This is a genomic window from Phyllobacterium sp. SL163 (assembly GCF_049896885.1).
GTDB classification, from domain to species: Bacteria; Pseudomonadota; Alphaproteobacteria; order Rhizobiales; family Rhizobiaceae; genus Phyllobacterium; species Phyllobacterium calauticae.
Map to the genome: position 1 here is coordinate 407242 of NZ_JAFCVE010000001.1, position 14423 is coordinate 421664.

11 protein-coding genes are annotated in these 14423 nt (G+C 59.7%); 4 read left to right on the forward strand and 7 right to left on the reverse strand.

Features of this window, described 5'->3' with window-relative positions; all coding sequences use genetic code 11:
* Window positions 1–4: 4 nt before the first annotated feature.
* The 4 genes from ACP7B1_RS02015 to ACP7B1_RS02030 all read right to left on the reverse strand — a co-directional run bounded on the left by ACP7B1_RS02015 (window position 5) and on the right by ACP7B1_RS02030 (window position 6029).
* Complete coding sequence (locus ACP7B1_RS02015; protein WP_346306310.1) at window positions 5–3256, reverse strand: error-prone DNA polymerase; 3252 nt, start codon at window positions 3254–3256, stop codon at window positions 5–7.
* The gene (locus ACP7B1_RS02020) at window positions 3256–4812 is read right to left on the reverse strand and encodes a DNA polymerase Y family protein (RefSeq protein ID WP_346306311.1); all 1557 of its coding nucleotides are present in this window, start codon (window positions 4810–4812) and stop codon (window positions 3256–3258) included. Before ACP7B1_RS02020 ends, ACP7B1_RS02015 begins: the two co-directional genes overlap by 1 nt.
* Window positions 4721–5506, reverse strand: a complete 786-nt coding sequence (locus tag ACP7B1_RS02025; protein WP_346306312.1) for a hypothetical protein — start codon at window positions 5504–5506, stop codon at window positions 4721–4723. The genes ACP7B1_RS02020 and ACP7B1_RS02025 overlap by 92 nt, the downstream gene beginning before the upstream one ends.
* A 94-nt stretch (window positions 5507–5600) precedes the next feature.
* The gene (locus ACP7B1_RS02030; protein WP_223613768.1) at window positions 5601–6029 is read right to left on the reverse strand and encodes an Lrp/AsnC family transcriptional regulator; all 429 of its coding nucleotides are present in this window, start codon (window positions 6027–6029) and stop codon (window positions 5601–5603) included.
* Window positions 6030–6151: 122 nt separating this feature from the next.
* On the opposite strand from ACP7B1_RS02030, the gene ACP7B1_RS02035 reads away from it, so the two are divergent.
* From ACP7B1_RS02035 to ACP7B1_RS02050, 4 genes are all read left to right on the forward strand, one after another.
* On the forward strand, window positions 6152–7255 hold the full coding sequence (locus ACP7B1_RS02035; RefSeq protein ID WP_223613767.1) for a saccharopine dehydrogenase family protein: 1104 nt from the start codon (window positions 6152–6154) through the stop codon (window positions 7253–7255).
* 211 nt (window positions 7256–7466) lie between these two features.
* Entirely contained in the window at window positions 7467–8486 is a 1020-nt protein-coding gene (locus ACP7B1_RS02040; protein ID WP_346306313.1) for an ABC transporter substrate-binding protein, read from the forward strand.
* A gap of 13 nt (window positions 8487–8499) precedes the next feature.
* Window positions 8500–9351 carry an ABC transporter ATP-binding protein gene (locus ACP7B1_RS02045; RefSeq protein WP_346306314.1) on the forward strand — a complete coding sequence of 284 codons (852 nt, stop codon included), beginning with the start codon at window positions 8500–8502 and terminating at the stop codon, window positions 9349–9351.
* Entirely contained in the window at window positions 9348–10139 is a 792-nt protein-coding gene (locus ACP7B1_RS02050; protein ID WP_346306315.1) for an ABC transporter permease, read from the forward strand. The genes ACP7B1_RS02045 and ACP7B1_RS02050 overlap by 4 nt, the downstream gene beginning before the upstream one ends.
* A 35-nt stretch (window positions 10140–10174) precedes the next feature.
* Here ACP7B1_RS02050 and ACP7B1_RS02055 read toward each other — a convergent pair whose 3' ends face one another.
* The 3 genes from ACP7B1_RS02055 to ACP7B1_RS02065 form a co-directional block, all read right to left on the reverse strand.
* Window positions 10175–11464: an MFS transporter gene (locus ACP7B1_RS02055; RefSeq protein ID WP_426136358.1), complete on the reverse strand. Its 1290-nt coding sequence runs from the start codon at window positions 11462–11464 to the stop codon at window positions 10175–10177.
* 88 nt (window positions 11465–11552) lie between these two features.
* Window positions 11553–12803 (reverse strand): aminopeptidase, encoded by a 1251-nt coding sequence (locus tag ACP7B1_RS02060; RefSeq protein ID WP_346307714.1) that lies wholly within the window; start codon window positions 12801–12803, stop codon window positions 11553–11555.
* Window positions 12804–12885: 82 nt separating this feature from the next.
* Window positions 12886–14199: an MFS transporter gene (locus ACP7B1_RS02065; protein WP_346307713.1), complete on the reverse strand. Its 1314-nt coding sequence runs from the start codon at window positions 14197–14199 to the stop codon at window positions 12886–12888.
* Window positions 14200–14423 lie beyond the last annotated feature (224 nt).

The following is a 14423-nucleotide window of genomic DNA, read 5'->3' on the forward strand; positions in this document are numbered from 1 at the left end:
CGATTCAATGAAAATCCCGTGATTTTGGCAGAATCCGGACCTTGCGCGGATGACGGGCTCTCGATTGATCGGGAACCGGATGAACCACTTCATCGGCATGCGATACAGGCAAGGGCGGCAGTTGTTCCGAAAGCCGATACAGATCCGACGTCCGGTCAATCAGTTTCCGGGCAACGATATGCGTGACATTATCGCTGCTCTGGACCGTTCCCTCGATCAGGATGAGGCGGGAACTCATCACTTCCTTGCGATAGGTGGCCATTGTCTTCGCCCAGACGATGATGTTGGCAATGCCGGTTTCATCCTCGATCGTCATGAAGACAACACCTTTGGCGCTGCCCGGTCTTTGGCGGACGGTGACCACGCCGGCAAGCTTGACGCGCCTGTTGCTGGCCAGAGACGTGGCCTGTCTGCAGGTCACGACACCTTCACGGCCAAGCATGTCCCGCAGAAACTGCATGGGGTGTCCCTTGAGCGATAGCCGGAAGGATTCATAGTCGGCAATGACATGCTCAGCCATCTGCATAGGCGGCAACCGAGTCTGCGCTTCCACGGCAAGTTCGTTGGTGTCAGCAATCTGGAAGAGTGGCAGGGTTGTATTGTCGGGAAATCTGCGCACGGCCCAGAGTGCTTCACGCCGGTCAATGGCCAGTGAGCGGAACGCATCCGCATCGGCGAGCAGGACAAAGGCGCGGCGCTCCAGTCGCGTCAGGCGGCGAAGCTCTTCAATGTCCGCATAGGGTTTTTTCCGCTTTACGCAAATTTCGTCGGCCCAGGCTTTCGAGAGGCCGTCGACCTGCCGAAAGCCCATGCGCATGGCAGGATTTCCACGGCTTTTCTTTTCCAGCGTGTTGTCCCATTCGCTGAAATTGACATCGACAGGACGCACTTCGACATCGTGTTCCCGTGCGTCGCGGATGATCTGGGCCGGGGCATAAAAACCCATGGGCTGCGAATTCAGGAGAGCGGCGGCAAACACTTCCGGATGGTGGTATTTGATCCAGGAAGAAATGTAGACGAGAATGGCAAAACTTGCCGCATGGCTTTCCGGAAAACCATATTCACCGAAACCCTTGATCTGGTTGAAGCAGTTTTCGGCAAAGCTGCGCTCATAGCCGCGGCGTACCATGCCCTCAACCATCTGCTCCTGCATCTTGTGAATGGTGCCGCGATTGCGGAATGTTGCCATGGCGCTGCGGAGCTTGTTGGCCTCATCGGGGGTGAACCCTGCCGCTTCAATGGCAATGCGCATGGCCTGTTCCTGAAACAGGGGAACACCAAGGGTTTTTTCAAGAACCTTTTTCAGCTCGTCCTTGTCGCCATGCTCGGGAGAAGGAGATGGAAAATGAACCTTTTCTATGCCTTTGCGGCGCCGCAGATAGGGATGAACCATGTCGCCTTGAATCGGGCCCGGGCGCACAATGGCGACCTCGATGACCAGATCATAAAATTTCCTCGGGCGCAGGCGCGGCAGCATGTTCATCTGAGCGCGGCTTTCCACCTGAAACACCCCAAGGGAGTCCGCCTCGCACAGCATATCGTAGACCTTCAGATCGCCTTGCGGGACAGTCGCAAGTTCTAAGCGCTCGCCCCCCTTATGCAGATGAATGAGATCGAAAGCCTTGCGGATACATGTCAGCATGCCGAGTGACAGCACATCGACCTTCATGATCCGGAGCGTGTCGATATCGTCCTTGTCCCACTCAATGAAGGAACGGTCCTCCATGGCTGCAGGGCCGATGGGAACGGTTTCATCAAGCCGCTCCCGTGTCAGGACGAAGCCGCCGACATGCTGCGAGAGGTGGCGCGGAAAACCGAGCAGCTCCGTTGCCAGTTTGACGGCACGGCGGATCATGATGTTGTCGGGGTCAAGACCCGCCTGCCGCACATGCTGCCGGTCCACGGTGGAGCCCCAGCTGCCCCAGACCGTATTGGCAAGCGCCGCCGTCACATCTTCAGTCAGCCCCAGGGCCTTGCCGACATCGCGGATGGCGCTGCGCGGGCGGTAGCTGATAACCGTCGCGACAATGGCTGCACGGTCCCGGCCGTAGCGCTTGTAAACCCATTGCATGATTTCCTCGCGGCGCTCGTGTTCGAAATCGACATCGATATCGGGCGGTTCCTTGCGCTCGGCCGAGAGAAAGCGCTCGAACAGCGCATTGCCGTTCGTCGGATCGACAGCCGTGATGTGCAGGCAAAAACAGACGGCTGAATTGGCTGACGAACCCCGGCCCTGGCACAGGATGTTCTCCGACCGCGCATAGGTAACAATGTCGTGGACCGTCAGGAAATACGGCGCATATCCCAATGTTGCGATCAGCGTCAGTTCCTTGTTCAGGAGGTCGCGAACCATTTCCGGAATGCCGTCGGGATAACGTTTCGCCGCGCCCTTCCATGTCTCGTCAGCCAGATGTTGCTGCGGGGTTTTGCCCGGCGGCACGGGTTCATCGGGATAATGGTATTGCAGTTCACCAAGGGAGAAGGTGACCGGCGCGGTGAAACGGCGGATTTCCGCTAAGGCTAAGGGAAAATGCCGGAAGAGATGCTGCATTTCCTCCGCTGATTTCAGATGCCTTTCTGCGTTCTTCTCCAGCCTTCGCCCGGCCGTATCAATGGTGACATGGTCCCGGATGCAGGTCAGTACATCCTGCAGGGGGCGGCGGGAAGGGGTGTGGTAAAGCACATTGTTGACCGCCAGCAGCGGAACACCGGCTGTAGTGGCGATACGCTCCAGCTTTTCGCCATGACGCCGGTCAGCGCCTTCGTAAGACATGGCAAGACCAAGCCAGACACATCCCGGCGCAACAACGCTTAGTTTTTTCAGTACAGATCCGAGATCTTCATCCGGCTGTCCTGATGGCATGACCACCGTCTGGAAATCCTTGGCGCGGAAAAGAAAATCCTCCAGCACCAGATGGCACTCGCCCTTGATCTCAGCTCGCGTCTTCCCCTCGCTCAAAAGGCGGCACAGCTGCCCATAGGCCGGGCGGTCGCGCGGATAGACGACCAGATCGGGCGTGCCATCGATGAACATCAGCCGGCAGCCGATAAAGAGGTTGAGCTTTATTCCCTGCTCCTGCGTCAGTTCCTGATGCGCCTTGTAGGCCCGGACAACCCCGGCAAGCGTGTTGCGGTCGGCGATGCCTATGCCTTCAAGGCCGAGCAATGCTGCTGCCTGCACCAATTCCTCCGGCTGCGAGGCGCCTTCGAGAAAGGAGAAATTGCTGGTGACGGCAAGTTCCGTGTAGCTGGGCATCAGGCAAAAAGCCCATGCAGATACCAGCGCGGAGTGGTCTGGCCGCGCTCGTAAAGGCCTTCACGGAAGACCCAGAAACGATGCCCCTGATTGTCTTCGAGACGATAATAATCCCGCGTCAGGGCGCCGGCATGTTCCCGCCACCATTCCGGCGCGATGCGCTCCGGCCCTTCGGCCAGGACGATATTGTGCCGGACCCGCCGCCAGACGAACTGTGCCGGGGCGCCATCGGGAATTCCCGCCGTGGTTTCAATCTGTTCCGGCGGCTGGAACAGCCGGACCGGGCGCTCGGGTGGCTCACCCGGGTGCTGAACGGGCGCCCATTCGACCGGCAGATTTGCGGTGGTGTGAACAGCCGGTTCCAGTGAAACGGCGCGCTCGGGAATATGCGTGTCGACGGGATGCGGACGCAGAACCCGGCTGGTGCCGAGACGAATAGACAGGCGGTCGATCAGCCCGCCAATCTCTTCGGTTTCCTGAACAGTGCTGTCGAGGCTTTTCTGCATGGTTTGGGTTCGCTCGGCCCGCACCGCCGCAAGACGGATGATGTCAAAGCCATAACCGGTATCGAGCGGTTCTGCGAGGGTGGTGAGCCGCTCCTTCAGCAGCCTGAACAGGGTTTTGGTGTCGGTCAGCGGCCGGCCGGCCTGAATGCCGATCCGCCTGACTTCACCATCGACGCGGAAAAACGCAGCCTCGACTTCCCGCGCACCCTCGACACGTTGCTGCAGCTGCCGGAAAAGTTCGTCGCCAAGCGCGTGCAGCACCAGCTCAACACTGTCCATGACAATCAAGGGTTCGGCCATGCGCCGCTCGACCATGCAGGCGGGTACGATGCGCCGAGGCGAGATCGGATGGTGCGCATATCCGAAAAGCGCATCGAGTCGATCGACCAGCCCGGCGCCGAAACGCGCGGCAAGGGCAGCACGGGGAAGCACTTCGACATCGCCGACAGTGCGCAGTCCGGCCCTCTTCAGACCGGCCAGATGAACATCCTCGATCTCGAGGCTGACGAGGCGCAACCGCCGCAATTTTTCCTTGAGCGCGGAATCCCCGATCACATCTCCCGGTGAATGACGGGCAAATGCGTGGGCCGCCGCCGCATTGCCTGTAATGGCCGAGCGGACCACAACGCCATGCTGGCTCAGGCGCTGGTGGATATCCCGGCGCAATTGATGCTCGTCACCGAAGAGATGCACGCAGCCGGTGATATCGAGCATAAGCCCGTCGGGGCCATCGAGTGCGACCAGTGGCGTATAGCGGTCGCACCAGTCAGCGAGTTTCTCCAAGAGGGCGGCGTCCTTGCGCGGTGAAGCGAAGGCAATATCGAGATTTTCAAACTGCGCCCGGGCGTCGGTCAAAGCCATGGTCTTGAACAGGCCTGCCTTGGCGGCACGTTCGTCAAGGGCTGTCAGGCGCAAGGCATTGGCGACCTTGTCGACGACAATCAGGAACTGTCCGGACTCAGCCCGTTGCGGATTTTCGCGTTTGAGGCGGTCGGTGGGCAGGTGTGGAAACCACAGTGCCAGAAACCGGTTCGATCTGTCTGAAAACATGATTGTCACTCTCCCATTGCAGGATCCAATGGCCTGTCATGCCCTGCCTGTTGCGTATAAGGGTGGCGTCAAACACCGGGTGACCCGGCGCATTGGCGCCGCTTGACCGTGACGCGTTCGAGCGGATCATCCAGCGCGTCACAGCGGAATTGTCGATTGGAACGGCGCCGAGCCGCAGCAGGAAGGCGGGCACGCCCGTCTGCTGGGCGGTCAGCAGCAATTTGCGCGTGGCTGTCAGGTCGAGGCATTTCGGATTGCTCCACGGCGCTATGATGACCGCGCCCGTTCCGCGGATGCCAAGGCTGTCCGATGCGGCTTTCAACACATCCTGCGGCGACGAACAGCGCACGATGACGAGCCGCTGCGGATCAAGCCCGAGATGCTTCAACCCCGGCGCATAGGGAAAACCGTGTTCCTGCGCGGCAAAATCCTCTTCCAGCCAGACAATGGGGCTCTGGCCACTGGACGAACGCAAGGCTAAGGCGATGACGAAGCCCGTTGCTGCGCCCGCATCGTGCATTTCCGCCGAAAAAACCTCATGCAGCGCGCCGCGTTGCAATCCCTTGCCAAGCACCCTGTCGATGCTTCTGTCGCCAAAACCAAAGGCACTGCGCGGCGCCTGCGCTTCCAGCGCATTCCGCTCGCTTAAAGACGCGATGTCGCGCCGCAACGCCGTAAGGTCGACGGTTGTCACCACGGTTTCCCCTGAATGTTCATGATATGTTCTATTATGGAATCCATTCGACCAAAGAGTCAAGCGGAGTCCATGGAGGGACGGATTATATGACTCAGCGGTCGATACGCGTGGAAAGGATGATGGACGAAATGGTGCGTTCCACGCCTTCCAATGCGCCGATCCGATCCAGCAATGTATCGAGCTCGCTGATGGAGGGCGCTTCCAGGATGACGATCATGTCGTACTGTCCGCTGACCGAATGCAGGGTCCGCACCCAGGCAATCTCGCGCAATGCCGCTTCGACCCGCTTGGCAAATTTCGGCAGGGCCGTGACCAGTACATGCGCCTTGACCAGATCCCGCTCATATTCGGGGGAAAGCAGCACGCTGTAGCCGCGAATCATGCCGCGCTTTTCCAGCCGTTCGATGCGGCTTTGTACCGTAGTGCGCGATACGCCGAGCTTGCGGGCAAGGTCGGCGGTCGAGGCGCGGGCGTTCTCGCGCAGCAGGGAAAGCAGGGCGTGGTCGGCATCTGTCAGCATAATGTCAAACTCATACGGCGTATTGCCAAAAAATAGGGTGTTATATCGTCAGTTTACACACTTCATTTCGACGAACAAGGGTGAGAAAATAATGAAAGTTCTGAAATCCTGAGGGGAATCACATGAAAGAGATCGTCATCGTCGGTGCAGGCAAAATCGGCGGAACAATCGCCAACCTGCTCGCAAACACCGGAGACTACCGCGTAACGGTCGTCGACCGGGCCCAGGCACAGCTTGATGCCCTGGATGTTTCCCCGCTTGTCGTCACCCGCTGCATCGAGATTGCTGAAGAGGGCGCGCTTGAAAAGGTTCTCGCCGGCAAATTCGCCGTGCTCAGCGCCGCTCCCTTCCATCTGACCACGCGGATTGCGCAAGCCGCTGCGTCGTCGGACGTGCATTATCTCGACCTGACCGAGGATGTTGCCAGCACCCGCATCGTCAAGCAGCTTTCGGCGACGGCAAAGACAGCCTTCATTCCCCAGTGCGGTCTGGCTCCGGGCTTCATTTCGATTGTCGCCAATGATCTGGCCAAGCGCTTCGATACGCTGGAAAGCGTGCGCATGCGCGTCGGTGCGCTGCCGCAGTACCCGTCGAATGCGCTCAACTACAACCTGACCTGGAGCACGGACGGCGTCATCAACGAATATTGCGAGCCATGCGAAGCCATCGTCGACGGTGAGCTGACCGAAGTGCCGCCGCTGGAAGAGCGCGAGGAATTCTCGCTCGACGGCGTAACCTACGAGGCTTTCAACACGTCGGGCGGTCTTGGCACCCTGTGCGAAACGCTGCTCGGCAAGGTCCGCACGCTGAACTACCGCACGATCCGTTATCCCGGCCATGCCGCCATCATGAAGGCCCTGCTCAACGATCTTGGCCTGCGGGACCGCCGCGACGTGTTCAAGGACATCCTGGAAAACGCCCTGCCTTCGACCATGCAGGACGTCGTGGTGATTTTCGTTACGGTCAGCGGCCGCAAGAAGGGCCGTCTCCTGCAGGAAACCTATGCCAACAAGGTTTATAGCGGCCATATCGGCAACGTGCTGTACAGCGGCATCCAGATCACCACGGCGTCGGCCATCTGCGCCGTTCTCGACATGCTGGCCAATGGCGACCTGCCGCAGCAGGGCTTCCTCAAGCAGGAGGATATCGCGCTTGATGCCTTCCTCGCCAACCGTTTCGGCAAGGCCTATGCCCAGACCGAAACAGCAGGACGCCTCGTCGCCTGATTGTTCCGCTTGTCGGCTAACCTTTAAAACAACGCGCTGGATTCCGCATCCGGCGCGTTTTTTGTTGCGGTGTTTCGTCCATTTCCTTGCCTTGCGCTTCCAGAATCCGGGTGGTAGCGTTTTGAAAACATGTGAAAACAGTAAACATCACGCGGCTCACCAAGGCGTTCCTATGTCTTGCTGAACGGCAGGTGATGCCGGGAGGAAGACAATGGAACGGCGTGAATTTCTTGTGGGCGCAGCGGCCCTGTCCGTGCTGGCTGCATCGAACACGGGACTGATGGCACAGACAGGCGGAGCGCTGGAAAAGACCAGCCTGACGCTGGGTGTCGGCGGAAAGCCGCTCCTCTATTATCTCCCGCTGACCATTGCCGAGCGCCGCGGCTTTTTCAAGGATGCCGGTCTCGATGTGACGATCAACGATTTCGGCGGCGGGGCAAAATCCCTGCAGGCGCTGGTGGGCGGCTCCGTCGATGTGGTGACGGGTGCTTACGAGCACACGATCCGCATGCAGGCGAAGGGGCAGGATGTCCGTGCACTGTGCGAGCTCGGGCGTTTCCCGGCCATCGTCATTGCCGTGCGCAAGGAACTGGCCGACAAGGTCAAATCTCCCGCCGACTTTGCCGGCCTGAAGCTTGGTGTCACCGCCCCCGGTTCGTCGACGGCCCTGACCGTCCAGTATGCCATGGTAAAGGCGGGCTTGAAGGCCAACAATGCGCCGCTGATCGGCATTGGTGGTGGTGCCAGCGCTGTCGCCGCGATCAAGCAGGGCCAGGTGGATGTGATTGCGCATCTGGATCCCGTCATTGCCAAGCTTGAAGCGGACGGCGATATCAAAATCCTCATCGATACACGTACGGAGGAAGGCACGCGCGCGTTGTTCGGCGGCTCCAATCCGGCGGCGGTTCTCTATGTGAAAAAGGATTTTGCCGACGCGAACCCCAATACGTCTAAAGCGCTGGTGGGTGTTTTCGTCAAGACGCTGAAATGGCTGCACGGCGCTACACCGGAAGAGATCGCCGACAGCGTTCCCGCCGAATACCAGCTGGGTGACAAGCCGCTTTATCTCAAAGCCATTGCCAATTCGCTGCCGACCTACTCGCTGGATGGGGTTCTTCCCATGGAAGGCATGCAGTCGGTTCTCAATACGCTGAAAATCCTCGACCCCGAATTCGCCAATGCGACGATTGACCTTGCCGCGACCTATGATGACCGTTTCATCAAGGGGTGAGGCATAAGCATCAATGATCATTGCACGGAAGACCACGCGGGACCTGAACGAGGCCCAGGATGTCAATGCGGTTGAGCTCAACGGCATCCATATTGCGTTTCCCCTGCAGGGCGGCGGCATCTATGAGGCTGTCGGTGAGACGAACCTCGTGGTCAGCGACCGGGAGTTCGTGGCGATTGTTGGCCCCACCGGCTGCGGGAAATCGACACTGCTCAATGCCACGGCGGGTCTTCTCAAGCCGGCGCAGGGGCAGGTCCGCACGTTTGCCAAGCCGCTGTCGGGCTTGAACAAACATGCAGGCTATCTCTTCCAGCAGGATTCACTAATGCCCTGGAAGACCGCGATCGACAACGTGGCCATCGGGCTGGAAGTGGCGGGCACGCCGCGCCGCGACGCCCTGGAGCAGGCACGGGTCTGGCTCGGTAAAGTGGGTCTCGCGGCCTTCGCCGATCGCTATCCGCACATGTTGTCGGGCGGCCAGCGCAAGCGGGTGGGGCTGGCGCAGGTGCTGATCCGTCACCCCAAGATATTGCTGATGGATGAGCCGTTCGGGCCGCTCGATGCCCAGACACGGCTGATCATGGGTGATCTCCTGCTTGATCTGTGGTCGGCGGACCGCAAGGCGGTGATGTTCGTCACCCACGACCTTGATGAGGCTATCGGTCTTGCCGACCGGGTGATCATCATGTCGGCGGGACCCTCATCCCGTATCATCGGCAATTACACGATCCCGCTGGCGCGCCCGCGCAACATGGCCGATATCAAGTCCGAGCCGCAATTCCACGAGGTGCACCGGGAAATCTGGAATGCCTTGAAAGAGGAAGTTCTGAAGGGTTATCGGCAGACGGAAGAGGTCCGGCCATGAACAGGCTTACATTGATCAGCCTGCAGGTGCTCGTGGCGGTTGTCACCTTGGTGTTCTGGCACATTGCCTCGACGACAACCCTTATCGGCAATCCGAAAATCATCAGCTTTTTCTTTGCCGAACCGCTCGCCGTGGGCAAGCGCATGGTTCAGTGGTTCACGGAAGGATCGATCTGGTATCACCTCGGCATCACGCTGACCGAGGCGGCGCTTGCCTTCATCATCGGTTCGCTCGGCGGGGTCATCATCGGGTTCTGGTTTGCCCGCAAGCCCTTGCTCGCTGCGGTGTTCGATCCTTATGTCAAGGCGGCCAATGCCCTGCCGCGCGTCGTGCTCGCGCCGATCTTTGCGTTGTGGCTGGGGCTCGGCATCTGGTCCAAGGTGGCGCTGGGTGTGACGCTGGTGTTCTTCATCGTCTTCTTCAATGTCTATCAGGGCGTTAAGGAAGTCAGCCCAGCCGTTCTTTCCAACGCCCGCATGCTTGGAATGAACGAGCGGCAGCTCTTGCGGCATGTCTACATGCCGTCGGCTCTCTCATGGATGTTCTCGTCGCTGCACACATCCGTGGGTTTTGCCGTGGTCGGTGCGGTGGTGGGAGAGTATCTGGGATCCGCTGCCGGTCTCGGCTACCTCATCCACGAGGCCGAAAGCGTGTTCGATGTCACCGGCGTTTTCGCGGGGATGTTCGTGCTGATGGGCTTTGTCATACTGGTGGACTGGCTGGTGACGCTGGTCGAAAACAGGCTGCTCGTCTGGCGGCCCAAGACCTCGGTCATTACCAGCAGATAGGCGACCGCCACCGGCATTCCGGTGGCGGTCTTTGGTCAGATAGCCGTCAGATCCGCTCCGCGCGTTTCCTTCGACAGGAGCACGCAGACAATGCCCGGTATGACCATGACCGCCGCGTAGATGATGACCGCATGCTGCGTGCCGGTTGCGTTGAGGAGCAGCGTTGCAATCAGCGGTGCAACAGAGCCGCCGACCACCGAGGCGACCTGATAGCTGATGGACATGGCGGAATAGCGCACATGGGTCGGAAACAGCTCCGTGAAGAACGGGGCCATGCTGCCGACGATAATGCCGTGGAATGTCAGGGTGAGCAGGGTTGCCTGCAGGACGAGGCGCGGATCGGCACCGTGCGGCAGGCTGAACAGATAGGTACCTGCAGCAAGGCCGCCAACCAGTCCCAGCAGCATCAATGGCTTGCGGCCAAAACGATCCGAGGCATAGGCTGCGGCCATGATGACGATGACTTCGAGGATCGAGCCCCAGAACAGAGCGCCCACGCCGACGGACCGCGCCAGACCGAGGAACTGGACGGTGAGAACGAGAAAGAAGGTCGTGAACAGATAGAACAGGGTGTTTTCGGCTGTTTTGACCAGAAATACCTGGCCCATGGGCTTGCTGAAATGCTTGAAGGCTTCCGACAAGGGGGCGGCCGGTACGGATTTGCGCTTTTCGACCAGTTCGATGAAGGCAGGGGATTCCTCCACCTTGCGGCGCATCCAGAAACCAAGGACAACCAGAACGATCGAGAACAGGAACGGCAGGCGCCATGCCCAGTCGACAAAGGCCTGTTCGCCGAAGCGCAGGGTCAGGAAGCTGATCGTGGCTGCGGCCAGCACGTTTGCCGCAGGGCCGCCGATCATCGGGAAACTGGTCCAGAAACCGCGCTGTTTGCCCGGCATGGATTCGGCGACGATGAGCAGCGCTCCCGTGGCTTCACCGCCGACGGCAATCCCCTGGAAAATGCGCAGCAGCACCAGCAAAGCGGGTGCCAGGACGCCAACCGAGGCATAGGTCGGCAATAGGCCCATGGCAAAGGTTGAACCGCCCATCATGGCGAGGCTGACCACAAGCGCATTCTTGCGGCCGATACGGTCACCCAGCACGCCAAAGATGATGCCGCCGAGCGGACGGGCAATAAAACCAATGGCAAAGGTGCTCAGGCCGAGCAGAATGCCGATTGCCGGGTCGGCGGTCGGAAAAAACGCCTTGTCGAAAACCAGCACCGCGCAGGTGGCAAAAACAAAGAAGTCATACCATTCGATGATGGTGCCCACCGCGCTGGCAAAAAGCAGCCGCGCGCGTTTTCCGAATCCGTCCTGAGCCATGAATTTTCCTCCCAATGGCATGGTTGACCCCGGGAGGCGTTCTACTGGCTCATTTTGTAACCATCAACGCATGCGCTTCAGGTGTTTTTCAGGCCCATTCTCCCCGGCGCATGACGGGGACTGTGCTGCCGTCCGCATTGACGCCATCCACATCGATCTCACCCGATCCGATCATCCAGTCGATGTGAATGAGGCTCTTGTTGCCGCCGCGTGCCGCAACCTCTTCGGGTGACAGCCTGTCGCCGTTGACGAAGCACTTGGAATAGCACTGGCCGAGCGCGATATGGCTCGCGGCATTTTCATCAAACAGGGTGTTGAAGAAGAGAAGGCCGGAAGCGGAGATCGGCGAGGAATGCGGCACCAGCGCCACTTCGCCGAGACGCCGCGCCCCGTCATCGGTGTTCAGCACCTTGTTGAACACCTCTTCGCCGCGCGAAGCCTTGGCCTCGACGATCCTGCCACCTTCAAAACGCACCGAGATATCCTCGATCAGCGTGCCCTGATGGGACAAAGGCTTTGTGCTGGAGACATGGCCGTCCACGCGCAATGCATGCGGCGTGGTGAAAACCTCTTCCGTCGGGATGTTCGGATTGCAGGTGATACCATTCTTGGCGGTCGAGGCGCCGCCCTGCCACCGGTGCTCGTCGGCAAGACCGACAACCAGATCGGTACCCGGGCCCTTGAAGTGCAGGGAGGCGAAGTTGAGGCCATTCAGCCATTCGCGGCGCTTGGCAAGCACGGCATTGTGCTCCCGCCATGCGGTGACGGGATCATCAATGTCAACGCGCGACGCGGCAAAGATGGCGTCGGCCAATTTGGCAACCGCTGCGTCCTCGGAAAGATCCGGGAAAACCTGCTTTGCCCAGGATGGATTCGGATACGAAACGATGTTCCAGTTGACGTCGAAACCGGCAATTTTCTCCAGTGCCGGCTGATAGGCCTTCGAGGTTGCCCGGTTGGCGCGGGCGACCTTTTCCGGGTCTTCCGCCGAAAGCAGCATCGGATTGTCACCGGCTATGGCAAGCCGCGCTGTGTTCGCTGAAAAGGCCTTGGCCATTCCCTCGAAGAGCCATGTGGCGGCGTGGTCGAAACTCTCCGCCGGCGCATGGCGATAGCGCATCAGCGTCGCTTCTTCGTCCGCATAGAAGGAGGTGACCAGACCGGCGCCCGCCCTGTAGGCGTGCTCGGTGATGCGGCGCACCAGCGGCAGGGCAGCCAGCGGTGCGGTGATCAAGAGGTCTTGCCCCGCTTGCAGTTGCAGGCCGATTTTGACGGCAACTTCGGCCAGGCGGTCGAGTTTTGCGGAATCGATGGAGGTGGTCTTTGCGGATGTAATCATGACGGTTCCAGAGTGACGGCGGGATGGAAAGCAAAAGATGGAGGCGGGGGGTGCGAGACAGTCTGCTTCCCCGCCTGTCGGATCAATCCTCGTGGATCAGGCTGTGGTCACGGCTGTCGCGCATCTTGATGTAGACGATCAGGGACAGGCCGATCATGATGGTGACATACCAGAAGAACCAGGTTTCGTGGCCCATCTGCTTGAACTTCAGCGCCACCCATTCGGCGGTGCCGCCGAAGATCGTATTGGCCAGGGCATAGGGCAGGGCAACACCGAGCGCACGGATATGGGCCGGGAACAGTTCGGCTTTCACCACGGCATTGATGGAGGTGTAGCCGGTGACGATCAGGAGACCGGCCAGCGACAGGGCAAAGGCGACGTAGGGACTGGTGGTGACGGCCAGCGTGGAGAAGATGAGGTAGGTGAAGAGAACGCCGAGAATACCGAAGCCGACCATCAGCGGCTTGCGGCCGATCCTGTCCGAAAGAGCCCCGGCGATGGGCTGGCACAGCATGAAGATCAGCAGGGCGAGTGCGGTGATTTCGCTCGACGATTCCTTGCTGAAGCCGGAGGTGTTGACGAGGAATTTCTGCAGGTATGTGGTGTAGGCATAGAAGGCGAGCGTACCGCCGGATGTCAGTGCCAGAACGGTGAAGGCTTCTTTCGGATAGTGCCGGAACAGGGCAAAGCCGCTGGATTTCGGCTTGTCATCGTTCTTGGCATTGTGAAAGGACTGGGTTTCGGCAAGGCCGCGACGAATGTAGAAAACCGCGATGGCCAGGAAGCCGCCAATGGCGAAGGGAATGCGCCAGCCCCACGCACCGAGCTGTTCCGGCGTCAGGATACGCTGCAGTATAAGCAGAACCACAAGGGCAACGAGCTGTCCGGAAATCAGCGTCACGTACTGGAAGCTTGAATAGAAGCCGCGGCGGTTCTTGCCGGCCATTTCGCTGAGATAGGTTGCGCTGGCGCCATATTCGCCGCCGACGCTCAGGCCCTGCAGCAGGCGTGCCAGGACCAGAAGGGTCGGAGCCAGAAGACCGATCGATTCGTAACCCGGCGTGATGGCAATCAGCAGCGAGCCCAGGCACATCAGCGTCACGGACAGGGTAAGGCCGGCCTTGCGGCCCTTGCGGTCGGCATAGATGCCCATGACCCAGGCACCGATCGGACGCATCAGGAAGCCGACGGCGAAGACAGCTGCGGCGCTCAGAAGCTCGGCGGTCTGGTTGCCGGAAGGGAAAAAGACGGGGGCAAAATAGAGCGTGAAAGCGGCATAGACATACCAGTCATACCATTCGACAAGATTACCCGCCGAACCGCCGATGATGGATTTCAGTCGGGTTTTAACGTCGGGTGCAACGGCAATGGGTGCGGTTTCGGCAATATCGCTCATGAAAATTCCTACCTTTGATTGTGGCTGACCGTCTGCGCGGCGCTGATTTCCGGCATGGCGTTTCTTCGGTGTGAAACAGGGACTCCCTGCCTCCAAGTCTTAGGGCAGCCCCCGCCAGAATTCAAATCCTTATCTGCCCGGCCGATTCTGACGCGATCCGCTGACGCGCAACTGCACCAAAGCGTGATCGCAAAGATCAGAAAATTGCCATGATCCGGGAACTC